The sequence below is a fragment of the Edaphobacter sp. HDX4 genome (assembly GCF_036877565.1).
GTDB lineage: Bacteria > Acidobacteriota > Terriglobia > Terriglobales > Acidobacteriaceae > Edaphobacter.
This window is the reverse complement of record NZ_JAEDXW010000019.1, coordinates 74,908-97,381: the sequence shown is the minus strand read 5'-3', so window position 1 is coordinate 97,381 and position 22,474 is coordinate 74,908. Positions and strand designations below refer to the sequence as shown.

Below are 22,474 nucleotides of genomic sequence, written 5' to 3'. Positions count from 1 at the left end.
GTGGGATGGGAGGGAGAACCGCGGATCCTTCGTCTGCGCCTCTCGCGATGTGGCTGCGAGAGGCTTCGCTCAGGATGACACTTTTGGTGGGGCTGTCAGGCTTGCGAGTTTCGATGGTTTGTCGAGTTTTGGGGATTGGTTCTGGAGAGTTGCGTTGTGGGAGGGGGTTCTGGTGGTTGGTTTCTGTTTCTCTTTGTTGGTGGCTTTCTGGTTCGGGGTGAGGGTTCGGGATGGTATTTGCGGGTGTTGGAGTAGCGTGTAGGTCATCTGTCCGTTTGAAGGATGGGCCGGATTGCGTAGAGTGGATCGGAAATCCACACAACTAACTTTGGGAGACAAGCACGATGGCGGAAAAAAGGATCTGGTCGCGCCGTGAGGTTTTGAAGCAGACGGGAATGATCTCAGCGGCAGGGGCGGCGGGAGCGATGGCTCCAGGTCTGCAAGCTGTGGCTGCTCCTTTAAAAGGGGGCAAAGAGGGTGCGCTCAAGCCGGGGCAGATCCTGGGCAAGGACCAGGTTCCTTTTACGGACGGCGATTTTTACGACAACATGTTTACCCGGATCGGTATACGGCCGCTGATCAACTGCCGGGGCACGATTACGGCGATCAGCGGATCGACGTCGCTGCCCGAGGTGAAGCAGGCGATGTACAACGCCTCGCTCTATCACGTTCGCATGGACGAGATGATGGAGGCGCTGGGCGCGGAGTTCGCGAAGCTGAGCGGCGCGGAGTGGGGAATTGCGACGACGGGAACGGCGGCGGCGACGTGTATCTCGACCGTGGCGTGCATTGCGGGAACGGACGTCGAGAAGTCGCAGGCTCTTCCTTATATTAAGAAGAAGGACCAGGTCGTGATCCCGAAGACGTCACGGAATCCGTATGACATTGGCGTACGGATGTGTGGCGTGGAGATGGTGGAGTTTTCTTCGCCGGAGGAGCTGCGGGAGAAGATCAGCGACCGCACGGCGATGATGTATATCCTGGCAAATCCCAAGTGGGACGACACGCCGATGAGCACGAAGAACCTGGCGGCGATTGCGAAGGAGCATGGGGTTCCGGTGTTTGTGGATGCGGCGGCGACGGAGCTGGATCTGCCGAATCCGCACATTGAGGCGGGAGCGGACCTGGTGGCGTACTCCGGCGGAAAGAACATGCGCGGGCCGCAGTCCTCGGGGCTGCTGATTGGAAAGAAGGATCTTTGCAAGGCTGCGTACTTTCAGGGAGCACCGCACCATAACTATGGCCGCGCGATGAAGTGCAGCAAGGAAGAGGCGATGGGGCTGCTGGCCGCGGTGCGGGCATGGCGAAAGCGCGACCACGAGGCTGAACAGGCCATGTGGATGGGTTGGGCGCAGTCGATTGCAGACCGTATGCAGGGCTTACCTTCTGTGAAGGCGACAACCTATCCGGCGACGCCCAAGGGAACGATCGACCGCAGCCCGGGCGTGCGGATCAGCTGGGATGCCAACGTCGTCGGCATCACCGGAACCGAGATGGTGAAGCTGCTGGATGAGGGCACGCCGCGCATTGTTCTGGGAGGCACAGGGGCGCGTCCGGACCACATGGAGAGCTCGGTCTCGATCAACGTCTACATCATGACTCCGGCGGAGGTGAAGATTGTGGCGGACACGATCTACAAGCACCTGAAGAATCCTCCGCACTATGAGAATCCGGTGATTCCGACGGGAGCTCCGGCGCCGGTGGCGGGAGATTGGGCGGTGACGATCCACTATCTACGAGGTACGGGAGAACAGCAATTTGTGCTGAAGCAGGATGGAAACTCCGTAACGGGCGATCAGCACGGCGAGATCTACAACACGACGATGTCGGGCTCGGTGCATGCGAACCAGATTGCTCTGAACAGCGTTCTGCCGGTGGTGGGATATCCGCTGCCTTGCCACTTTACAGGGAAGGTAGATGGTAATCGGATGTCGGGCACAGTGACTCTGGCCGAATATGGTGTGGCGGAGTGGGAGGCTGTGCGGGGGTAGGCTTGCCGCACGGAAGGATCCCTCAAAAGAGGATGCGCATTCTGCATGCCGCTGTACCCCGGAGAGGAGCGGGGAGGGCCGTGCTGCTGAGGGCCGTTGTGGTGTAATCTGGCCTTCAGCAGGACGGTGTTTTATGGGAGACAGCAGGCGGACATTTCAGGGACTGGCGCGGCACATGGTATGGGTTTGTCTTGCAGGCGCGTCGATCAGCTGCTGGGGTCAGGGTGGAAAGACCATGCTGGTGGAGCCTCCTGCACCGCTGCTTCCGCAACAGGCGGGTGACTGGGTTCGCCAGGATGTGAGTGCGGCTCCTGCGACGGTGGAGACGGATCCCAAGCTTGATTCGGTTCTGAAAGAAGATGGACTGAAGCGCGATGAGGAAGCAGTCTATCGGGTGGGCAATGCAGGCCCGACGGTTCGGGTTACAGCGCGGCAGTTTGTCGACGCGACCGGAGCGCACGCTGCTTACGACTATTTCAAAAAGCCGGGTTCGGCCTACCGCGGAATCGGAGTGGGAGACGAGACCAGCCTTAACGGCGATCGCTACCTGTTTCGCAGCGGTGCCAGTGTGGTCGTTGCGGACGGAGACAAGGGCGCCAGGATGGAGGCTCTGCTGAACCGGATTCAGGTAGGGCTGCCGAAGGTGAGCGGGCCGAAGGGGATTGCACCGACGCTTCCGACGCTGCTGCCACCGAAGGGACTGGAACATGATTCCGTAAAGTATGCGGTGGGGCCGGTGAGCTACGAGGCGACGGGGGGCGCGCTGCCGGGTTCAATCTTGGGCTTTGAGAAGGCGGCTGAGGCTGTGACGGCGAAGTATGCGGGCAGAGGCAAGCTGACGATGCTGCTCTATCCCACGCCGGAGATCGCGGGCGATCGGTTGCGGGCGGTCGAAAAAGAGATTCACGATGAGGGGAAGTCCGCGGGCACGGTTGTGATGCGGCGCGCGGGGAACCTGTTGATGCTAACGACCGGCGAGTGGGGATTAGCAGAGGCGAAGGCGTTGGTGCAGGGCATCCATCCTCGAGTTGAGGTGACGTGGAACAAGCCGATGCCGCCGCAGTTCCACACAGAGGTGCGGAAGACCTACAGCCTGCTGTCGAGCATTGCGATCTTCTGCGGGTTTGGAGCGCTGGCTGCGGTTGTGCTTGGACTGTCACTGGGGGCCGGAAGAGCGGCGGTGCGAGTGCTGCAGGGTAAGCCTGCGGCGATGGAGCCGGAGTTTCTACGGATTGACCTGAGTGGAAGGCCTTCGCCCATCCAGATGGATGGCGGGAGTGGAAGCTCTCAAGGCTAAGAGAATGCACCAACGACGGTGCAGGCGGGGTGCTAACCGCCTGATTTGACATCTGTTTCGCTGGGTGGTTACCCCATGAAAGCGAACAGGTGGCGAATATTTCCTTCAAGGTTACCTACTTGATAACCCCATTAACTTCCTGAAAAATAGGCATTTGCGATGCGTCGGTTTAAACCTTGACACGTCATTTTGCCAAACATAGTATTTCGCCAGAAAGTTCTGATGGCTTTGCCTCCGTTGGAACTATTCTCCCTAAAGAAGAGGTCGCCCTGTTGCCGGGCGGCCTCTTCATGTTTTTGGAGCTAAGAGAAGGCGTCGGCTCTATGCGCCTTTCAGGCATCCCAGAGAACAAGCAGCCTGCTTCGCCGAACAGAGGCGGAGTATGAAAGCTGCTGAGCATGTTAGGGTTAGCTGTGCATCTCGAGGAGGTCGGACCAATGTCGTTCCGTTTGGGGCTGATGATTGCAGTTTTTTGTATGGGAGTGGCAGGGGCCCAGGATACCCGGAAGGTGATGGAGCCGAAGATTCCGCGGTCCTGTACGAAGCTGAAGGCGGAGCTGCGCGAGGTGAACAACGATATCGCCGAGGGCGATGAGACGAAGCTGGATACGGAGAGGATCCAGAAGGCTCTGGATCACTGCAAGGCGGGGATGGCGGTAGAGCTTTCGGCGTCGCGTGGAAGAGAGGCGTTTCTGACGGGCCCACTCGAGATGCGCGAAGGAGTGACGCTGCTGGTGGACAAGGGAGTGACGCTGTTCGGATCGCGCGATGCGCGAGTCTATGAGGTGAAGGGAGAAGGCGCGGAAGTGAAGGAAGAAGGCGCGGAGGTGAAGGGAGAAGGCGCGACGCCGGGTTTGTGTGGGACGATCGCGACGGGAACTCCGCCAGCTGTGTTTCCGGCTCCCCAGCATCCTGCGCCTGTGCATGGTGGCTGCCGACCGCTGATCAGCGTGAACAATGCGAAGGACGTCGGGATCATGGGGGAGGGCGTGATTGACGGACGGGGATACGCGAAGATCCTGAACAAGGACTACAGCTGGTGGCAGATGTCGCGAAAGGCGGAGCCGAAGAATGAGAGGTACTTCACGCCGAGGATGATTGTGGCTTCGCATGCGGACGGCCTGGTGCTGTACCGGATTACGCTGCATAACTCGACGAACTTCCATGTGAGTGTGAACCAGACGAATGGCTTCACGGCGTGGGGGGTGCACCTGCTGACCCCGACAGTGCGCGGGACGGACGCGCGAAACACGGACGGGATCGACCCGGGCAGCTCGACGAATGTCACGATTGCGCATAGCTGGATCGACAATGGGGACGACAATATTGCGATCAAGACGGGCGTGTCGCATATGAGCGTGATCGACAATCACTTTTACTCGGGACATGGGATGTCGATCGGAAGCGAAACCTATACGGGACAGAGCTTTCTGCTGGTGGACGGGTTGACGGAGGATCACACGACGAGCGGCATCCGTATCAAGAGCAACGTGACCCGGGGCGGGGCGGTGCACGATCTGACATATCGGAACATCTGCATGAGGGATGTGAAGAATCCGATCGCGATCAGTCCTTATTACACGAACCAGACGACGGAACCGTTTGAAGATCCGAAGTACAAGGGCGATCGGATTCCCGACTACAAAGCGATCAAGATTCAGAATGTAACCAGCACCACCGAGGGGGATGTTCTGATTGCCGGCCTGCAGGGACATACGACACAGGTGACGCTGGACAATGTTCACGTCGAGGACATCTCTCCGTCTGATGTGCATGGGCATTTTGCGACGGTGACGCTGGGACCGGGGGGAACCAACATCGACTTCAGCGGGACTGATATTAAGGTAGTGTCGCCGACCGCTCCGAAACAGATTCAGCCGTATGGATGTGAAGGCAAGTTTGTCCCGATGCAGTGAGGTGAGGAACGGTTCGAGTCAGCCGTGCGGTTGTGTTCTTTGGGCGGGCGGGAGTGCTGGCGCGGAAGGAATACAGGGATTCTTCGCTACGCTCAGAATGACGAGCCGTTGGGAATTGCGTTAGAGCTGCAGTCTCAGCTTAAGTCGGGTGAGCACGGCGGCGACGGCGATGATGCATGCCGTGAAGACCATTGCGCGGATCACGCCGGGCATTCCCCAGGCGAAGTGGGTTCGAAGCCAGGTGATGCCCAGAAGCGAGATAGCGAAGTACCAGAGATCGGGCAGAAGGTAGGTCAACAGCGTGTTCGATCCGGCGGGACGGGCGAAGGCAGCCCACCGGGTGTGGTGGCGGACGTCACAGATCCAGTAGAGCAGGGTGAAGATGAGGATGCTGGATCCGACGCTGTAGAGGGACCAGGTTGGCGTGGCGCGAATCTTGGAGATACCGAGCGGGGTGAGCAGAAGCGCGGCGATGAGCGTGACGACGGCAAAGCCGACTGCCCAGGTCGCCTTCGAACGGAAGGTGGGCCAGCGATGACTCTGCGCGCCTACGAAGATGGTGGAGGTGGCGACGCCTGCCATCGAGATCAGGGTGTCGGAGCCGTTACCGAACGGCCAGAGATAGAGTCCGGCGTGCCGAGGAAACTCGATCCAATGCGCGCAGCAGAGGGCGCAGAAAACGGTAAGTGGGATGAGCCAGAGGAACGGCGCCCATCGCCAGCGCCGGGTCGGAATGTACAACAGGCAGGTGGTGAGATATGCGAAGGCGAGCAGGCCGAGTATCTCGGGATAGGCGGTTCTTATCCAGGCGACGCTGCCGTCTTTCAGGGTTCGGCGGAAGATAGCGAACATGACGATCATGAGCGCGAGGCCGGTGAGGCGCAGCGCCTTGACCAGATTCTTGTGAGTTTCGGCCTGCGGATAGACCATCCAGAAGAGAATTGCACCGAGCAGGGCAAGGATAGCCCAGAGGCCTGGAGGCATATGGATGAGAGCAGGATCGCCCGCGCCTGCGTTGGTAAGGATGAGACCGAGGACAAGCAGCGAGATGGAGCGCAGAGCGATGTGTTTCCAGAGGCTGGTGTGTGACGGGTCTTTACTGAGCCGTTGCTCCACGGCGAGGGGGATGGCCATGCCGAGAATGAAGAGGAACGCGGGGAAGACCATGTCGACGTAGGTCATGGCATCCACTTTGCCGGGAGCATGATAGGTCCACCACGGCAGACCCTTCACCGATGCGAGATTGTTGACGAAGATCATGACGACCATGGTGAGACCGCGGAAGACGTCGATGGAGAAGACACGCGGCGCGCGAAGGGTCGTGGATGCGGTCTGGGTCCCCAGCTGAGCGGTTGCCATGTGATCTGTTCTCCCGATCAGAGTAATGCAGGTAAAGGCGATCCACTGACCTTATTCAGAGGCAGAATTCCTTGCAGAACGTGGGGCTGGGGATGGAGGCGGTGTGAGCCCGGCGTGCACGGCTTTGAGAAGGATTCCCGTGGTGTCGTTGGAGTTCTCCCAGAACATGATGCCTCGGAGCTGATGCGCGGTCACGTACCTGCATTTGGCCGCGATGGACTGGGGATCTTCGTAGGTGACGAAGACGCGTGTCTGCGGATTGTAGAGGTAGGGCGCCGAGGCTTCGTTGTCCCAGTGGCGGACGTATCCGGTTGCGAGGAGATTGGGAAGATCCGGATAGGAGAAGTGAACGCCCCGTGCCGCTTTGCCGGGCTGAAAGAGACCGTGGTTTTTGTCTTCGACTTCGCCCCAGCTTCTGCCATAAAAGGGAAGGCCGAGGACGATTTTGCTGGCGGGCACCCCGGCCTGCTCGTATTCGGTGACGGAGCGATCGGCGGAGACGTGCTTGGGATCGGATGGGTTACGGAAGAGAGGGGCGTCGTGTCCGGTCGTTGGACCGCCGACGTAGAAGTCGTAGGTCATGAGGTTGACGGTATCGACGTAGCGTTGCACCTTATCCATCTCGGTGTTCTGAAGGAATTTTGTTGAGGCTCCGGTAGCGATGGAGGTGTAGAGGTGGCGATGCAGGCGAGCCTGCTCCTTATCGAAGCGGTGGCGCAGTTCCGCAAGAAGAAGGGTGTAGTTCTGTTTATCCTGCGGGCGGAAGGTATTTCCGGCGCCGGGTTGTGCGGGATACTCCCAATCGATGTCGAGGCCGTCGAGCTTGTAGCGCTCGATAAAGCGGACTGCGCTGGCGATGAAACGCTCGCGGGAGCGTGGGGTGAGAGCAGCATCGGAGAAGTTGCCGGACCATGACCATCCTCCGACGGAGACGAGGATCTTGAGCTCGGGATTGGAGCGCTTGAGATTATTGAGCAGGACGAAGTTTTCTGCGTCGTGAGAGAAGCCTGCGGCGATCTGTCCATCCCTGATATTCGCAAAGGCGTAGTTGATCCGGGTGAGCTGGCGGCCGTTGACCTCATCCGGTTGAAGGACGCGATTCTGAGGAAAGACGTAGGCGATGATCTCGCGCGAGGAGGAAGTGGAAGGCGGAGGAGCAGAGTCCGGAGACGAGCAGAGTGCAGGCATGGAGAGGAGAAGGAAAAAGGCGCTGGCGAGCCTGGAGAGCGCAGGAATGGAACGATGCATGGTGCATCGAGGGTAATCCATTAGAGGCTGGGAGCATCGGGCATGCGGCCGTTGCGTCGCCAAGGTATTCCCGGTAAACTTACTTGTGCTGGGAAGGGTCTACCATCCCGCAGGCGGGTGGCTTGCGTGGAGTTCCTCGAAAAGCGCCGATGTAGCTCAGCTGGTAGAGCAACTGATTCGTAATCAGTAGGTCAGCGGTTCAAATCCGCTCATCGGCTCCAACATTCTCCGATCTGACATATTGCTGGTGTGCGAAGAAGTTCCGCAGTCCTACTGCTGTGAGCTGGTGGTGTGTTCTTTGGTGGGACTGTTGAGAATGGGCCCTACGAGACAAGGAGCTCTCGCCGGCTGCGCTGATCCGAGGACGAAGCAGAAGAGAGCGAGGAGGACCACAGTTCGTAATTTCTGCCTCCTATTCAGGAGTGGCCGGTCACCTTACGCGTTTCGTGGGGCGATACAAGTGAAGCAGCGGAGGGACTTACGTTCCGTTGTTCTGTGACAGGGCCTCCTGCCTTGCATTGACAGGTGCATATTGTGGAGAATGGTCTGACAAGAGGACGGCGCACTCTCACCTGACCGAGGTTTTCCATGGCAAAGAATCCGCAAGATCCAGATGACGACCGGCAGGAGCAGGGAACTGCCTCTGAGCAGACCGTCAGCGGGCGCCTGAGCAGGCGTTCCTTCCTTTCGCATCTTGGCGCAGCTGGTCTCGCTACCACTGCATCTCCTCTGCTTGCCTCTGCCGCGGCGGCTCCTGCTGTTCAACAGGAAGCTCAGGCCGAGGCGATGGAGGGGATGATCCCGGTCACCTTGAAGGTGAATGGAAAGCAGCACCAGCTCCGCGTGGATTCGCGGACGACGTTGCTTGATTGCCTGCGGGAGAATCTGGACCTGCCGGGTACGAAGAAGGGTTGCGATCATGGCCAGTGCGGGGCCTGTACTGTGCACGTGAATGGACGCCGAGTGAATTCGTGCCTGTCGTTCGCGGTGATGCATCCGGGCGACGAGATTACGACCATTGAAGGGATTGGGCAGCCGGGACATCTTCATCCGGTACAGGCTGCTTTTGTTGAGCATGATGCCTATCAGTGCGGTTATTGCACCTCCGGACAGATCATGTCGGCTGTTGCCGTGCTGAAAGAGCCGGTCGGCCCAGCGGATGAAGACATCAAGCAAGCCATGTACGGGAATATCTGCCGCTGCGGAGCGTATCCGAACATCATTGCGGCAGTACAGTCCGCGCGGAAACGCGCATAACGCGGATAAACAATCTCGATCTTAGTTGGTCGAAACTGTATCGGAGCGAAGGATGGATGCTTTTCAATTCAGCCGGCCTACCAGTCTCAATCAGGCGATTCAGCTCGGCGCGAAGGCGTCTACGGCGCAGCAGTCGGCTGATGTCCGCTTTGTAGCTGGCGGCACTACCCTCATCGACCTGATGAAGCTCAATGTCGAGCGCCCGAAACAGGTGGTGGACATCAACCTTCTGCCCCTTGAGAAGATTGAGCCCACACCTGAGGGAGGTTTGGTCATTGGAGCGTTGGCACGAAACGCCGACGTAGCCCTGCATCCTGCGGTGCAGCGGGATTACGCGGTGCTGTCGCAGGCGCTGTTGTCGGGCGCGTCTCCGCAGTTGCGGAATATGGCGACCACGGGGGGAAACCTGCTTCAGCGCACGCGATGCGTTTACTTTCGCGACACGGCGCACGCATGCAACAAGCGCGAGCCGGGCAGTGGATGCTCGGCGATCGAAGGCCACAACCGCACACTGGCGATCCTGGGGACGAGCAAAGACTGTATTGCGAGCAATCCTTCGGATCAGAATGTGGCGTTGACCGCTCTCGAAGCGACGATCCAGGTAGAAGGTCCCCGCGGTAAGCGCACCATTCCGATTCACGAGTTCTATCTGCTTCCAGGATCCACACCGCATCGCGAGACCGTGCTGGAACCGGGGGACATGATTGTAAGTGTTACCCTGCCCCCGCCGAGTGCGGGGACAAAGTCTCATTATCTGAAGCTGAGAGATCGTGCGGCATACGAGTTCGCGCTGGCTTCGGCTGCGATTGTGTTGAAGCTGGACGGCAAGAAGATTGAAAGCGCCCGGGTAGCGATGGGCGGCGTAGGCACTAAACCGTGGCGATCTCCCGAGGCTGAGCATGCATTACAGGGGGGCACCGCCGATATGGCCACCTTCCGCAAGGCTGCGGAGGCGGCGCTAAAGAGCGCACGGCCTGCAAGCGAGAACGGATTCAAGGTGGAGCTGGCGAAGCGCTGTCTGGTTCGCGCACTCGTTACGACGACTGCCACCACCTAAACGGGAAGAGATTCACGCGCAAGAGGAGACGTCTCTATGCTGTTTCGCGAGTTTGTTGAGTTCATCAAATCCGACGAAGGTCCTGCGCCGGCGCAGCAGATGGAGAAGAATGCTCCGTCAAAGATCATCGGAGCAGCGCTCCCGCGCGTCGATGGCCCGCTAAAGACTACAGGCAACGCGATGTACGCCTCGGACTATAACTTTCCGAATCTCGCGTACTGTGTTCCGGTAAGGGCGACGATTGCGAGCGGCAAGATTCGCAGCATCGACAGCACGGCCGCTGAAAAGATGTCGGGAGTTCTGCTGGTGATGCACCACGGGAACATCATGCCGCTCTACCGCAACGCCTCTGGCGGACGTAACAGCGAGAACCGCCCACCGTTTGAAGATGAGACGGTTTACTACTGGGGCCAGTATGTGGCTGCCGTGGTTGCGACGACCTTCCAGCAGGCGCAGGCGGCCGCAGCGAGTGTGAAGGTAACGTACGATCCGCAGGACTTCAATGTCGCGACTGACCTTGACGACCATCTGCCTGCAGAAGGCAAGCCGGGCGGAGCCAAGGTCCTGAGCCATCGCGGAGATCCGGATGCGGCATTCGACTCCGCGGCAGTGAAGGTGGATGAGACGTATACGACTCCGGTCGAGACGCATAACCCGATGGAGATGCACGCCACGGTCGCGGTGTGGGATGGCAAGGGCTACACCTTGTATGAGTCGTCGCAGGGCGTGATGAACCATCAGACCGTCATGTCACAGGTTCTCGGAGCACCGAAGGAGAACGTTGAGGTCATCTCGCGCTTTATCGGCTCGGGCTTTGGCGGAAAGCTCTTCCCCTGGCCACATTCGGCGATTGCGGCGGCTGCAGCGCGCCAGTTGAACCGTCCGGTAAAACTTACACTCACCCGCAAGATGATGTTCTCTAACGTAGGGCACCGCCCTCGTACGCAGCAACGCATCAGGCTTGGCGCCTCCGCAGACGGCAAGTTGCTGGCACTGCGCCACGACTATCGGAATCACACATCGTTTGGCGATGATATTCGTGAGAACTGTGGTGAGGCAACGCCGTTCCTCTACAGCACGGCGAACCTTGCCGTTACGTCCGCGCTGGTGCGCCGCAATGTCGGTACCCCGACACCGATGCGCGGGCCGGGAGCGGTTCCCGGCCTGTTCGCTCTCGAGTCGGCTATGGATGAGTTGGCGATCAAGCTGAAGAAGGATCCGGTAGAACTGCGTCTCTCGCTGGATACGCTGATGGATGAAGAGAAGAATAAGCCGTTTTCGTCTCGGCACCTGAAAGAGTGTCTGCAACTTGGAGCAGAGAAGTTTGGCTGGTCGCGGCGAAATCCTGAAGTCGGCTCGATGCGGAAGGGCGATCTGATCTTAGGGTGGGGCGTCGCATGTGCCTCATGGGGAGCCAATCGCGGTGTAAGCGAGGCATCTGTGAGTTTTCGCAGCGACGGTACAGTGCGCGTCAGTTCGGGCACGCAGGATATTGGCACGGGAACGTATACCGTCATCGCACAGGTCGTCAGCGACAAGACGGGAGTTCCAGTAGACAAGATCGATGTTGTTCTTGGCAGCAGCAATCTACCTCCCGGACCGACGTCGGGCGGCTCTACGGCGACCTCTACGATTCTTCCCTCAGTTGTCGACGGGGTGGAGGCGGCCAAGCAGATTGTGATGAAGGTGGCTACTACGGACAAAGCCTCTCCCTTCGCAGGGAAGGATCCAGACTCGCTGGTAATTGCAGATGGTTGCGTCTGTTTGAAGGACGCAGGCAATGCCTCAGCCGTGCCATTCGAAAAGATTTTGAAGGCAGCGAACGTTGGCTCTGCTGATGGCCGGGGACGGTCGGGTGGACTCGGGGCGGATCCCAAGGCTCGCGGTTATTCGACTCACTCGTTCGGTGCTCAGTTTGTAGAGGTGGAGTGGGATCCCGGGATCGCACGCCTTCGCGTGAGCCGGGTGGTAAGTGTGGTCGACGGCGGCCGGATCATCAACATGCGCACAGCAACGAACCAAATGGCCGGAGCTGTCGTCATGGGCGTGGGAATGGGATTGCTTGAAGAGACGATTTACGACCCGAAGAATGGTCATCCCGTCAACGACAATTATGCAGACTATCTTGTTCCGACTATCGCGGACACGCCGGACATCGATGTCCACTTCCTTGATATACCGGATCCCATCATGGGCGAGTATGGTGTGAGAGGCATCGGCGAGATTGGTCTGGCCGGAATCGCTCCCGCGATAACCGCCGCTGTTTATCATGCGACGGGTATTCGCGTGCGCAAGGTGCCTGTGAAGATTGAGGATCTGCTCTCTCCTGCGGGAGCATCTTCAAAGAAGGCGTAATTGCTCTTCGCAGGAAAGGCTGCGCAGGGTTGCCGATAAGGGTAGCGCTATGTGCGATCGCCGACGCACAGGTGCGTGTGCAAAGTTGCAGAAGCAGACAACGCTCCGATTTGTTACGGCATCTTCCGAAATAATGGGCTCCGCTGCTTATTTTCGCTACAGGTCATAGATCGTAGCGCAGCGCCGCACCGCAGCCATTGCACGCGAACATCACTGCTTCACTTTGCATAACGGGAACGCGTATGTCCACGACTGCGCTGGAGAGCAAGCTCGCGGCTCTCTGGGAGACGCCAAAATCCGTCTATGGATGGTTCGCTACGGTGGACCACAAAGAGCTGGGGATACGCTACCTGGTCACGGCTTTCGCGTTTCTGGTTATCGGAGGATTGGAAGCGCTGATCATGCGCTTGCAGCTTGCGCGATCCAACATGGGGCTGCTTACTCCCGAAGCTTATAACCAGATCTTCACGATGCATGGCGCGACCATGATCTTCTGGTACGCGGCTCCAATCCTCTCGGGATTCGCTGTTTATCTCGTTCCCCTGATGATCGGTGCGCGAGACATGGCATTCCCGCGACTGAATGCGTTCACGTACTGGACGTATCTCTTCTCGGGAATCTTTCTTTACACGGCTCCGGCGATTGGGCAGGCTCCGCATGCCGGCTGGTTCGCCTATGTGCCTTATACTCTCACCGTCTATTCGCCCGGACTGGGCATGGACATCTATGCGCTCGCGCTGATCTTTCTCACGATCTCGACTACAGGCGGAGCCATCAACTTCATCGTTACGATTTTGCGGCTGCGTGCCCCGGGAATGGCAATCAGCCGCATGCCTCTGTTTCTTTACAGCACGCTCACCATCTCGTTTGTCATCTTGTTCGCACTTCCTGCTCTTACAGCGGCATGTATCTTTCTTGAACTGGACCGGCGGTGGGGGACGCACTTCTTCGGAATTGCGAACGGGGGTAGTACGTTCCTGTGGCAACAGCTCTTCTGGTTCTTTGGTCATCCGTGGGTCTACGTGATCTTCCTTCCGGCGACAGGGATGCTTTCCATGATCGTGCCGGTCTTCTCGCGAAGACCTGTGGTGGGATACCCGTTCATTGCAATCTCAACTGTGCTTACCGGGGTGGTTGGTTTTGGAGTATGGCTCCATCACATGTTCACGGTCGGCATGTCGGACATTGCGATGAGCTTCTTCTCCGCCGGAAGCATGACCATCTCGATCTTCACGACCATCCAGGTCTTCGCGTGGGTGGCGACCGTGTGGAAGGGACGACCGGTTGCAACGGCGGCGATGCATTACGCACTGGGCGCCATCGTGATGCTCGTCATCGGGGGCCTGAGCGGCGTCTTTACCGGCGTGATCCCTGTGGACTGGCAGGTGCACAACACCTACTACGTCGTTGCGCATATCCACTACGTGCTTATCGGGTCGAACCTGTTTCCCGTATTCGCGGGCTTCTACTACTGGCTGCCCAAGATGACTGGCAGGATGATGAGCGAGAGGCTGGGGAAGTGGAGCTTCTGGATCATGTTTCTGGGCTTCAACGTCGGCTTCTTTCCGATGCATATCCTCGGTCTGCTGGGGATGCCGAGGAGGATCTTTACCTACAAGCCGGGGCTGGGCTTCGATGGCTGGAACACGGTTGTGACGATCGGTTCGTTCGTTCTTGGCATCGGGATTCTACTCAGCATCATCAACCTTCTGCGCAGCCTGCGTAAGACTCCCGACGCGGGAAGAAATCCCTGGAACTCCGACGGGCTGGAGTGGGATACGGATTCACCACCTGCTTCCTATGGATCAGTTCATATCCCTCTTGTAGCTTCGCGGCACCCGTTGTGGGACGACTTTGATGAGAGTGCCGATCCAGAGTGCGATCGCGTGCTCGATGAGGGAAGACTTACGCCGACGACCACATGGCTGGATGCGGAGCCGGTTGGGATTGCAACCATCCCGGAGGAGTCGCTGGCGCCTGCGCTGATGGGGCTGACCATGCTCGGCTTCTTCGCCACACTGGTTGTGCAGATGGTATGGGTGGCACTCGGTTTCGTGATTGCTACTTTTCTGATCGGCTGTTTCTGGATGTGGCCGAGAACCGAGAAGGAGGTCGTGTGAGCTCTGCAGTTCAGGTTCCGCCTCCGCGGACAAGCTTGTCGACGCTTCCGCTGGATCAGGAGCGAGGAATCTACGCCATGTGGACGGTGATAGCGACCGAGCTGATGTTGTTTGTCTGCATGTTCGGCGCCTACTACTATCTCGGCACCAACAAAGATCGATGGGCTCTCGAGACTCCACCGGAGCTGAAGTATCCGTTGATTCTTCTGGCGATTCTGCTGAGCAGTAGCTTCGTTCTGGTCTGGGGAGAGCGACAGCTCAAAACAGAACGTTTCGGAGCGGCACGGGCCGCGTTGTGGGGAGCGGTATTTCTGGGGCTCTGCTTCATGGGACTACAGGTGATCGAATACGTCTCGCACTGGAAGAAGCTGACACCCTACAGCGACTCTTATGGCTCGATCTTTTACACGATTACCAGTTTGCATGCGGCGCATGTCGTGGTCGGTCTTCTGCTGTTGATGTATGTGGGCGTGCTGCCGCGATACGGTGCAACGCTGCGTACGCCTCATAAAGCATATAAGGCAGTCGCGCTGTACTGGCACTTCGTTGACTTCGTATGGATCTTTATCGTGGCGCTGCTCTATGTTGCGCCGCACTTTCAGGGAGCACCCCATGTCCGATGAAAAGACGGTGGTGCATGAGCAGGTTCAGCCTCGGCGACTGTGGTTCGGCTTCGCAGGTTCGGCCTTTTCATGGTTCGCGCTCGGATGCCTGGATATCTTGATCACTTGGCGCTCGTGTACGCACCAGGAAGACTTCGGCGTTCCGGAGACGCAACGAAGCGCCGCAGTGGTTCTCGGAATACTTGCTCTGGTGCTGCTCGGGATCACCATAGCGGCGGGATTCACATCCTACCGTAACTGGCGCGATCTCTCGGGTAGGCGGCACATCCTGGAGGCTGACGCGGTGGAGCGGCGAGAGTTCATGGCTCTCCTGGGTGTGATCGTGAGTGTGACACTGGGCTTCGGAATCTGCTGCCTCGCTTTGCCGCCTCTCTTTCTCGATCTCTGCTGGAGGGCGCGATGAGGATGCGAGCTTTCCTGACGTTTGTGGCGACCGGGGCCTTCGCACTGGCGGGTTGTAACGGAGGGAAGGTGACCCATCCCTATATCGCGGTAACGGGTGGCGATCCGAATCATGGAAAGGTGCTCATCGACCAATACGGTTGTGGTGCATGTCATATCGTTCCCGGAGTTCGAGGCGCCCGTGGTCTGGTGGGGCCGCCGCTTATCTACTTCAGCGAGCGCACCATGATTGCAGGTGAACTGCCGAACTCACCCTCGAACCTCATCCGCTGGATCGAACATCCGCGAGAGGTGGAACCAAAGACCGCGATGCCCGATTTGGGGTTGACGGAGGATCAGGCGACTGACATCGCCGCTTATCTCTATACCCTGCGAGGACCGGAAGGAACACGATGGATCGAATGATCAAGACTCTAAGGTATGCCGGGACATTTGCCGCGACGACCCTGTTGCTGTCAGGATCGTCGATAGCAATTGCGCAGAGTAATGGGATGACGACGAATGTCCCGGGAGCGATGTCCAATGTGCACATCGTCTCGCCGGTCGCGGATGGGCAGTGGACGATGCCGGCGGGAGACTACGGCAACACGCGTTACAGTCCTCTGGACAAGATCAACACAGGCAATGTTCAGAACCTTCATGTCGTCGGAACGGTAAGCACCGGAATCCCGCACGGGCATGAGGGAGCACCGCTGGTGGTAGGCAGCACGCTGTACATCGTGACACCGTATCCGGACAATCTGATTGCGTTGGATTTGAGTAAACCGGGCTTCCCCCAGAAATGGATCTTCGAGCCGAATCCGGATATTACCTCAGTTGGTATCGCCTGCTGCGATGTAGTCAATCGCGGAGCAAGCTACGCGGATGGAAAGATCATCTACAACACCCTCGACGCTCACACGGTAGCGGTCGACGCGAACACCGGCAAGCTGGTGTGGAAGACGCAGGTAGGAGATATCCACTTCGGCGAGACCACGACGATGGCTCCTGTCGTCGCGCGCAACGTTGTGATCGTGGGCAATAGTGGAGGTGAGCTGGGCGTGCGCGGCCAGCTTACGGGACTGGACGTCAAGACCGGCAAGATTCTGTGGAAGGCCTACAGTACAGGCTCGGACGCCGACGTGAAGATCGGCAGCGATTTTCATCCTTTTTACGCGAAGGATCGCGGCAAGGATCTGGGCCTCAGCACATGGACACCCGGGCAATGGAAGCTTGGCGGCGGAACGATCTGGGGATGGGTCTCTTATGATCCGGAGCTGAATCTCATCTACTACGGGACCGGCAATCCGGGCGTGTGGAATGAGGACATGCGACCAGGAGATAACAAGTGGTCCATCACGATATGGGCCCGGGACCCTGTGACAGGAATGGCGAAGTGGGCCTACCAGGTAGAGCCGCACGATGGTTTCGACTACGACGAGATCATGGAGAACGTCCTGATCGATATGCCGTGGCATGGAAAGATGCGCAAACTGCTGGTTCATCCGGGGCGCACGGGCTTTGTCTTCGTGATGGATCGCGAGACGGGAGAGCTGCTGTCGGCAGAGAAGTTCGAACCGGTGACGTGGGCGAATGGGTTCGATCTGAAGACGGGCGTGGTGGACACGAACGCGTCGATGCAGACCCACTTTGGAAAGTACTCAAAAGGGATCTGTCCGTCTTCGACAGGAGCAAAAGAGTTTGTTCCGTCGTCGTTCTCTCCGAAGACCGGCTATCTCTATATCCCCGCTCACAACACATGCATGGATTACGAAGGCACAGCCGTGAACTATATCGCGGGTACGCCGTACTTGGGAGCGAGCGTGCGGATGTATCCCGGGCCAGGAGGTTACCAGGGAGAATTTATCGCGTGGGATGTGGCGAATGCCAGGAAGGTGTGGAGCATCAAGGATCCGGATCTCCCGGTCTACAGCGGTGTTCTCACGACGGGAGGCGATCTTGCCTTCTACGGAACCATGGAGGGTTGGTTCCGGGCCGTGGACACGAAGACGGGCAAGATCCTCTGGCAGTTCAAGACGGGCTCGGGAATTGTTGGCAATCCGATGACCTTTACCGGGCCGGACGGTAAGCAATACGTCGCTATCTACTCGGGCGTGGGGGGATGGATGGGGGCTACGGCGCTACCGTCAGTCTCTACCGACGATCCCTATGCTGCGCTCGGTGTGGTGGGAGCGATGAAGCAGATTAAGGCGAAGACTCAACCTGGAGACATGCTTTATGTCTTTGGTTACTAAATCATTTGGCTTACTGCTAGGGTCCCTTGCGATCATGCCGGTGCTGTCGGCTCAATCGCTTCGGGTATGCGCGGATCCAGGCAATCTCCCTTACTCCGATGTGCAAAAGCAGGGATTTGAGAACAGGATTGCTGCGTTGATCGCGAGAGATCTAAATGAGGAGCTTCACTATTTCTGGTTCCCGCAGCGGGATAATTTTTTCCGTAAGACTATCAACCAGGGCTTATGTGATGTTGTGATGGGCGTCCCGGTGGGCATGAAGGGATTGGAGACTACGCGGTCCTACTATCGCTCTTCTTACGTCTTCGTGACGCGCAAAGACCAGGATCTTCGCATTTCGTCGTTTGACGATCCGCGGTTGCGCTCATTGAAGATTGGGGTGCATGTATTGAGCGAGCAGGGAGACAGCCTTCCCCCTGTCTATGCGCTGACAAGTCGAGGGATCACGAAGAATCTCGTAGGCATCAGCATCTTCGGCAATCTCAATGAAAAGGACCCATCGACCGATCTTCTGAAGGCAGTTGCGGATAAGCAGGTGGATGTTGCGGTGGTCTGGGGTCCTCTGGCGGGATACTTCGCGCAACATTCTCCGGTTCCTTTGTCCCTCACGCCGGTAGTAGAGGGCCCGCGCGAGCAGAGTCTTCCATTTCATTTCGAGATAGCCATCGGTGTGAGAAGGGACGAGACGGCTCTCAGAGATGCCCTTGACGCCGAGTTGGAGAGGCGTCGAGGGGAGATCGCAAAGATCCTGCAGTCGTACGGGGTTCCTCAACCCAACATTCCATCGTCTTCGAGCGATATCAGGAAGAGTGAAGTATGCGGATATTAGCTGCGTTGTTGTCGGGATTGGTGATCACGAGTTTTACCGGGTGCCGCAATGCATCCAATTCGACTTCCGTGGCCGCTGCGGCAAAGGCTACGGTTGCGAGTGTAACGGGTCCAATCCCCGGTGAGGTGCACGAGATACACTACCGCACGAATCCTTACAGCGAGGATGCCGTCGCGCAACAGGACGGACGAAGATTGTTCGACTGGTACAACTGTTCCGGGTGCCATGGGGGCCATGCAGGAGGAGGTATGGGACCCAGTCTCCGCGACCGCGTGTGGCTCTATGGGAACCGTAACGATCAGATCTTTGACTCAATCGCTCATGGACGCTCCAATGGGATGCCTGCATGGGGAACGAAGATTCCTGAGTCGCAGATCTGGCAACTGGTTGCTTATATCCAGACAATGGGAACTCCCCAGGAGCCCGACCCGCCGACTGAACCGGCGGATGAGATGGTTCCCGATCCCCATGGAAGCGAAATAACCGTCGCACCACAAACCAGCGCGAGTGAGGTGAAGTAGATGGGGGGCCGGACACGTGCGGTGGGCCTGGCAGCTCTGCTTATCGCTCTCAACGGGTGCCGGTCGGTGCAGTCCACCTTTCAGAGTCATGGGCCAGCAGCCCGCAGTATTGCCGGTCTCTCATGGTTCATGACGATCCTGTTTCTCATCATCACCCTCGTGATGTGGGGACTGGTAGGTTACGCCTTCTACAGGCGGCGCGGGTCGCTCGCTGAACATGAACCGATCAGCGTTACGGGAGGGCAGGCATGGATAGCCATCGGCGGTATCGCTGTTCCTCTGCTGGTGCTGGGTGTGCTGTTTGTGCTGGGTCTGCAACTATTGCGTGACTTTCCCATTCACGGCATGCATGGAGCCGGGAAGCACTCTCAGATGCAATACACCATGAAACCGGAGATCCGGATCATAGGCCACCAGTGGTGGTGGGAGATCCACTATCTGAATGACGAGCCTTCGAAACAGTTCACCACGGCAAACGAGCTGCATCTGCCGGTGGGGCGTCCTGTGAATATCGAGGTGGAGACACGCGATGTCATGCATTCTTTCTGGGTTCCGGCGCTGCACGGAAAGGTTGACCTGATTCCCGGCCAGCCCAACTACATCCGGCTGGAGGCCTCGCAAGCGGGAGAGTACGAGGGACAATGCGCGGAGTTCTGCGGAGAGGAACATTCCCGCATGCGCCTGCTGGCTGTGGCGCAGCCGCAGTCCGACTATCAGGCATGGCTTGCAGGGCAACGGAAAGCAGGCGCTGAACCGACCACAGCAGATGCGGTGGAGGGACAGAAGATCTTTCTTTCAGGGCCGTGCGCCATGTGCCATCAGGTCCGCGGCACGATTGCCGGAGGGCGGGTGGCACCCGATCTGACGCACCTGGCGAGCCGGCAATTGATCGCGGCCAATAGCTATAAGAACAACGATGCTTATCTCGAGGCATGGATTACGCATGCGCAATCGCTTAAGCCCGGCGCCGAGATGCCGAATCTGACGCAATTTTCGGGGGAACAGCTGCACGATCTGGTTGCTTACCTACGCCAACTGCAATGACAGTCAAGGAGAGAGGGTTATGTCCGGAGTAAATCTTGCTGGTGGAAGGAACGCTAAGAGGGGAACGATACTTCTGGCTCTAATGGTGTTTGGCATCTGCTCGATCTGCGAAGCTCAGGCCAAGCCGGATTGCAGCGGCCTTCCGGATGCCGCGAGGCTCAAAGGGATCGTCAAAGGTGTCGTCAGCCAGGGGGCTTCTAAGAATGGCGGTATGGGAAATCAGGAGTGGGCCGCAGTTGTAAATCGCGACGGAATCGTATGCTCGATCGTGTTTAGTGGAACCACGCGTTCGGACCAATGGCCCGGAAGCCGTGTGATCGCTGCGGAAAAGGCAAATACGGCGAATGGTTTGAGCGGAAGAAACTATGCTCTTTCCACCGCAAATGTGTACGCGGCGGCGCAGCCCGGTCAGAGCCTCTACAGTCTGACGACCAGCCAGCCTCCGAATCCGAATGCAGTAGTGGGTGACCCGGTCTCCTTCGGAACGATCAACGATCCTATGGTCGGGAAGGCGATCGGAGGGATCATCGTGTTCGCGGGAGGGCTGCCGTTGTACTCTCCGGACGGAAAAATTGTAGGTGGCCTTGGGCTAAGCGGCGATACGTCCTGTACAGATCATGTCATTGCGTGGAAGGTGCGACACGAACTGCACCTCGATGCCGTGCCGATGGGACCGACTCCGGAACACAACGACAATATGATCCTCGACTGGCAGAACAACACAAGTCCGAGCGGTTTCGGCCATCCATCCTGCAAAGGGGGAACCCAGGCGGAGGGAATTATCAAGGACCTTTCCAAGGACTTTCCTACCGGACCACACGGCAGTGCGCGCTGAACATACGCACTGAAACTGAGTTGCTACCCACGCAGAGTTGGCGGATGCGCCAAGGCAATCCTAGCCGGTTGTTTCGTCCAGCACCGGCTTGGATGTCCGATGGGCACCGAGCAGCGTGCTGTGTTCCAGGCGGTCATTGGATGCCTTGAGCCATCGAGCAAAGAGGACCAGGCCGACGACGATGAAGACGACCCCGGAGGGAACCCACATGATAAGTCCTCCAAGCTGCTGATCCTCGAGTGGCGTGAGACCCCAGACTGCGGTTCTCCCGGCGTAGAGCGGATACCACAGGACGGTGGAGAAGGTGAGGAGAGCGCCGAGAGCTCCCGAGTGCACGGCGGTTCCAAAGACATAGAAGACGGCGGCGCCGTAGCTCATCAAAGATCGTCCCGCACCGTAAAGAGCGGACCAGAAGATGAGCGAAGTGATAAAGAAGCTGAGGTGCTGCAGGCTGTGGACGGCATCGGAGGATAGGGTGGCCTGGTATAACGCAGGGATGTGCCAAAGCCACAGAGCGGCCGCATGGCCCAGCCAGGCGACGAGGGGACTCATCAGTATTGTGACAAACTTATGGCGCTCGATGGCTGCGACCGCTTTGCCAACGGTGGGCCGCTGCTGCGAGGAAAAGCCATAGAGGAAGGTTACGGCCGGGTGAGCAGCGGCCAGAAGAGGTGCAGCGATCAGCACGAGAATCTCATGCTGAAGCATGTGCGCGCTGAAGAGTGCATCACCAAGACGATGGAGCGGGGAGACCAGTGCGACGCAGAGCGAAGCCCAGCTGGCGAGAAAGGCGATGTGACGCCAGAGCAGGCGAGACGTGTCTCCGCGACGTATGGCACCGATTAGATACCAGGCTAGACCGATTGCCAGCGGGAGGGTAATGGAAAGCTCCCACGTCCAGTTTCGCCAAGCCCACAGGTCTGCCGGCGTGGGCAGCGGACCATCCTCTGTGGCAACCGGATGGAAGAGCAAAAGGGCGGCTAGCAAGGGATGTGGCATGTCAGAGGTCGCAGGGCCGCAGGATGAAGGTAGAGATAGTTCCGGCGAGGATGAAGAGAGCGAATCCCGCAGCGAACCAATAGCCGAGATAGAGGAGAAGACGGCGCGTGTGCAGGAGCGACGGCGAAAGATCGTCGGTTGGCTGTTCCACACGTGTGCGGACGGACGTGGTGGTGATGGCGGCAATGACGCACAGCCCGAAGGCGATCGCGTTCACCAGCATCACAAGGTGACGATTATGGACGTTGCAGGAGTAGTTGCTGACCATGTATCCCACTACGGTATTGAGACCTCCGGCCACCGGAGGCAACAAGACTCCCAACCACAGCTTGAAGTTCAGGCTTTCGTTCTCAGTTCCGGGAAAGATGCTAAAAGGCTGCGGCATCT

At 58.3% G+C, this 22,474-nt stretch carries 19 protein-coding genes and 1 tRNA gene; 16 read left to right on the top strand and 4 right to left on the bottom strand.

Features of this window, described 5'->3' with window-relative positions:
• Positions 1–344: 344 nt before the first annotated feature.
• The 3 genes from JAO29_RS17335 to JAO29_RS17325 all read left to right on the top strand — a co-directional run bounded on the left by JAO29_RS17335 (position 345) and on the right by JAO29_RS17325 (position 5,204).
• Entirely contained in the window at positions 345–1,991 is a 1,647-nt protein-coding gene (locus tag JAO29_RS17335; RefSeq protein WP_334269515.1) for an aminotransferase class V-fold PLP-dependent enzyme, read from the top strand.
• 133 nt (positions 1,992–2,124) lie between these two features.
• Positions 2,125–3,288, top strand: a complete 1,164-nt coding sequence (locus JAO29_RS17330) for a DUF6599 family protein (RefSeq protein WP_334269514.1) — start codon at positions 2,125–2,127, stop codon at positions 3,286–3,288.
• 437 nt (positions 3,289–3,725) lie between these two features.
• A complete protein-coding gene (locus JAO29_RS17325; RefSeq protein ID WP_334269513.1) occupies positions 3,726–5,204 on the top strand; it encodes a glycoside hydrolase family 28 protein in 1,479 nt (492 codons plus the stop codon).
• A gap of 120 nt (positions 5,205–5,324) precedes the next feature.
• On the opposite strand, the gene JAO29_RS17320 is transcribed toward JAO29_RS17325, so the two are convergent.
• Positions 5,325–6,563 (bottom strand): DUF5009 domain-containing protein, encoded by a 1,239-nt coding sequence (locus JAO29_RS17320; RefSeq protein WP_334269512.1) that lies wholly within the window; start codon positions 6,561–6,563, stop codon positions 5,325–5,327.
• Between the two features lie 51 nt (positions 6,564–6,614).
• The gene (locus JAO29_RS17315) at positions 6,615–7,811 is read right to left on the bottom strand and encodes a glycoside hydrolase family 18 protein (RefSeq protein WP_334269511.1); all 1,197 of its coding nucleotides are present in this window, start codon (positions 7,809–7,811) and stop codon (positions 6,615–6,617) included.
• Between the two features lie 145 nt (positions 7,812–7,956).
• Here JAO29_RS17315 and JAO29_RS17310 point away from each other — a divergent pair.
• The 13 genes from JAO29_RS17310 to JAO29_RS17250 all read left to right on the top strand — a co-directional run bounded on the left by JAO29_RS17310 (position 7,957) and on the right by JAO29_RS17250 (position 21,088).
• Positions 7,957–8,032, top strand: a tRNA-Thr gene (locus JAO29_RS17310).
• A gap of 367 nt (positions 8,033–8,399) precedes the next feature.
• The gene (locus JAO29_RS17305) at positions 8,400–9,068 is read left to right on the top strand and encodes a (2Fe-2S)-binding protein (RefSeq protein WP_334269510.1); all 669 of its coding nucleotides are present in this window, start codon (positions 8,400–8,402) and stop codon (positions 9,066–9,068) included.
• A 52-nt stretch (positions 9,069–9,120) separates the two neighbouring features.
• Complete coding sequence (locus JAO29_RS17300) at positions 9,121–10,125, top strand: FAD binding domain-containing protein (RefSeq protein WP_334269509.1); 1,005 nt, start codon at positions 9,121–9,123, stop codon at positions 10,123–10,125.
• A gap of 36 nt (positions 10,126–10,161) precedes the next feature.
• Positions 10,162–12,480: a xanthine dehydrogenase family protein molybdopterin-binding subunit gene (locus tag JAO29_RS17295; protein WP_334269508.1), complete on the top strand. Its 2,319-nt coding sequence runs from the start codon at positions 10,162–10,164 to the stop codon at positions 12,478–12,480.
• Positions 12,481–12,722: 242 nt separating this feature from the next.
• Entirely contained in the window at positions 12,723–14,600 is a 1,878-nt protein-coding gene (gene ctaD / locus JAO29_RS17290; protein WP_334269507.1) for a cytochrome c oxidase subunit I, read from the top strand.
• Complete coding sequence (locus JAO29_RS17285; protein WP_334269506.1) at positions 14,597–15,223, top strand: cytochrome c oxidase subunit 3; 627 nt, start codon at positions 14,597–14,599, stop codon at positions 15,221–15,223. The genes ctaD and JAO29_RS17285 overlap by 4 nt, the downstream gene beginning before the upstream one ends.
• Positions 15,213–15,626, top strand: coding sequence for a hypothetical protein (locus JAO29_RS17280; protein WP_334269505.1), 414 nt, complete (start codon positions 15,213–15,215; stop codon positions 15,624–15,626). The genes JAO29_RS17285 and JAO29_RS17280 overlap by 11 nt, the downstream gene beginning before the upstream one ends.
• A complete protein-coding gene (locus JAO29_RS17275; RefSeq protein ID WP_334269504.1) occupies positions 15,623–16,030 on the top strand; it encodes a c-type cytochrome in 408 nt (135 codons plus the stop codon). Before JAO29_RS17280 ends, JAO29_RS17275 begins: the two co-directional genes overlap by 4 nt.
• Positions 16,018–17,859 carry a PQQ-dependent dehydrogenase, methanol/ethanol family gene (locus JAO29_RS17270; RefSeq protein WP_334269503.1) on the top strand — a complete coding sequence of 614 codons (1,842 nt, stop codon included), beginning with the start codon at positions 16,018–16,020 and terminating at the stop codon, positions 17,857–17,859. The genes JAO29_RS17275 and JAO29_RS17270 overlap by 13 nt, the downstream gene beginning before the upstream one ends.
• The gene (locus JAO29_RS17265; RefSeq protein WP_334269502.1) at positions 17,843–18,688 is read left to right on the top strand and encodes a quinoprotein dehydrogenase-associated putative ABC transporter substrate-binding protein; all 846 of its coding nucleotides are present in this window, start codon (positions 17,843–17,845) and stop codon (positions 18,686–18,688) included. Before JAO29_RS17270 ends, JAO29_RS17265 begins: the two co-directional genes overlap by 17 nt.
• Entirely contained in the window at positions 18,676–19,209 is a 534-nt protein-coding gene (locus JAO29_RS17260; RefSeq protein ID WP_334269501.1) for a c-type cytochrome, read from the top strand. The genes JAO29_RS17265 and JAO29_RS17260 overlap by 13 nt, the downstream gene beginning before the upstream one ends.
• Positions 19,210–20,253, top strand: a complete 1,044-nt coding sequence (gene coxB / locus JAO29_RS17255; RefSeq protein ID WP_334269500.1) for a cytochrome c oxidase subunit II — start codon at positions 19,210–19,212, stop codon at positions 20,251–20,253.
• A gap of 19 nt (positions 20,254–20,272) precedes the next feature.
• Complete coding sequence (locus tag JAO29_RS17250; RefSeq protein WP_334269499.1) at positions 20,273–21,088, top strand: GlcG/HbpS family heme-binding protein; 816 nt, start codon at positions 20,273–20,275, stop codon at positions 21,086–21,088.
• 60 nt (positions 21,089–21,148) lie between these two features.
• Here the strand turns inward: JAO29_RS17250 and JAO29_RS17245 are convergent, their stop codons facing one another.
• Together JAO29_RS17245 and JAO29_RS17240 are read right to left on the bottom strand one after the other, a co-directional pair.
• Positions 21,149–22,087, bottom strand: coding sequence for a cytochrome c oxidase assembly protein (locus JAO29_RS17245; RefSeq protein WP_334269498.1), 939 nt, complete (start codon positions 22,085–22,087; stop codon positions 21,149–21,151).
• A gap of 1 nt (position 22,088) precedes the next feature.
• Positions 22,089–22,472 (bottom strand): hypothetical protein, encoded by a 384-nt coding sequence (locus JAO29_RS17240; RefSeq protein WP_334269497.1) that lies wholly within the window; start codon positions 22,470–22,472, stop codon positions 22,089–22,091.
• Positions 22,473–22,474 lie beyond the last annotated feature (2 nt).

Coding starts and splice junctions, on each gene's coding strand:
- JAO29_RS17245 (WP_334269498.1), bottom strand. CDS start 22,087: ATGCCACATCCCTTGCTAGCCGCCCTTTTGCTCTTCCATCCGGTTGCC.
- JAO29_RS17265 (WP_334269502.1), top strand. CDS start 17,843: ATGTCTTTGGTTACTAAATCATTTGGCTTACTGCTAGGGTCCCTTGCG.
- JAO29_RS17325 (WP_334269513.1), top strand. CDS start 3,726: ATGTCGTTCCGTTTGGGGCTGATGATTGCAGTTTTTTGTATGGGAGTG.
- JAO29_RS17275 (WP_334269504.1), top strand. CDS start 15,623: ATGAGGATGCGAGCTTTCCTGACGTTTGTGGCGACCGGGGCCTTCGCA.
- JAO29_RS17240 (WP_334269497.1), bottom strand. CDS start 22,472: ATGCCGCAGCCTTTTAGCATCTTTCCCGGAACTGAGAACGAAAGCCTG.
- JAO29_RS17320 (WP_334269512.1), bottom strand. CDS start 6,563: ATGGCAACCGCTCAGCTGGGGACCCAGACCGCATCCACGACCCTTCGC.
- JAO29_RS17315 (WP_334269511.1), bottom strand. CDS start 7,811: ATGCATCGTTCCATTCCTGCGCTCTCCAGGCTCGCCAGCGCCTTTTTC.
- JAO29_RS17335 (WP_334269515.1), top strand. CDS start 345: ATGGCGGAAAAAAGGATCTGGTCGCGCCGTGAGGTTTTGAAGCAGACG.
- coxB (WP_334269500.1), top strand. CDS start 19,210: ATGGGGGGCCGGACACGTGCGGTGGGCCTGGCAGCTCTGCTTATCGCT.
- JAO29_RS17300 (WP_334269509.1), top strand. CDS start 9,121: ATGGATGCTTTTCAATTCAGCCGGCCTACCAGTCTCAATCAGGCGATT.
- JAO29_RS17270 (WP_334269503.1), top strand. CDS start 16,018: ATGGATCGAATGATCAAGACTCTAAGGTATGCCGGGACATTTGCCGCG.
- JAO29_RS17305 (WP_334269510.1), top strand. CDS start 8,400: ATGGCAAAGAATCCGCAAGATCCAGATGACGACCGGCAGGAGCAGGGA.
- JAO29_RS17250 (WP_334269499.1), top strand. CDS start 20,273: ATGTCCGGAGTAAATCTTGCTGGTGGAAGGAACGCTAAGAGGGGAACG.
- JAO29_RS17295 (WP_334269508.1), top strand. CDS start 10,162: ATGCTGTTTCGCGAGTTTGTTGAGTTCATCAAATCCGACGAAGGTCCT.
- JAO29_RS17330 (WP_334269514.1), top strand. CDS start 2,125: ATGGGAGACAGCAGGCGGACATTTCAGGGACTGGCGCGGCACATGGTA.
- ctaD (WP_334269507.1), top strand. CDS start 12,723: ATGTCCACGACTGCGCTGGAGAGCAAGCTCGCGGCTCTCTGGGAGACG.
- JAO29_RS17280 (WP_334269505.1), top strand. CDS start 15,213: ATGTCCGATGAAAAGACGGTGGTGCATGAGCAGGTTCAGCCTCGGCGA.
- JAO29_RS17260 (WP_334269501.1), top strand. CDS start 18,676: ATGCGGATATTAGCTGCGTTGTTGTCGGGATTGGTGATCACGAGTTTT.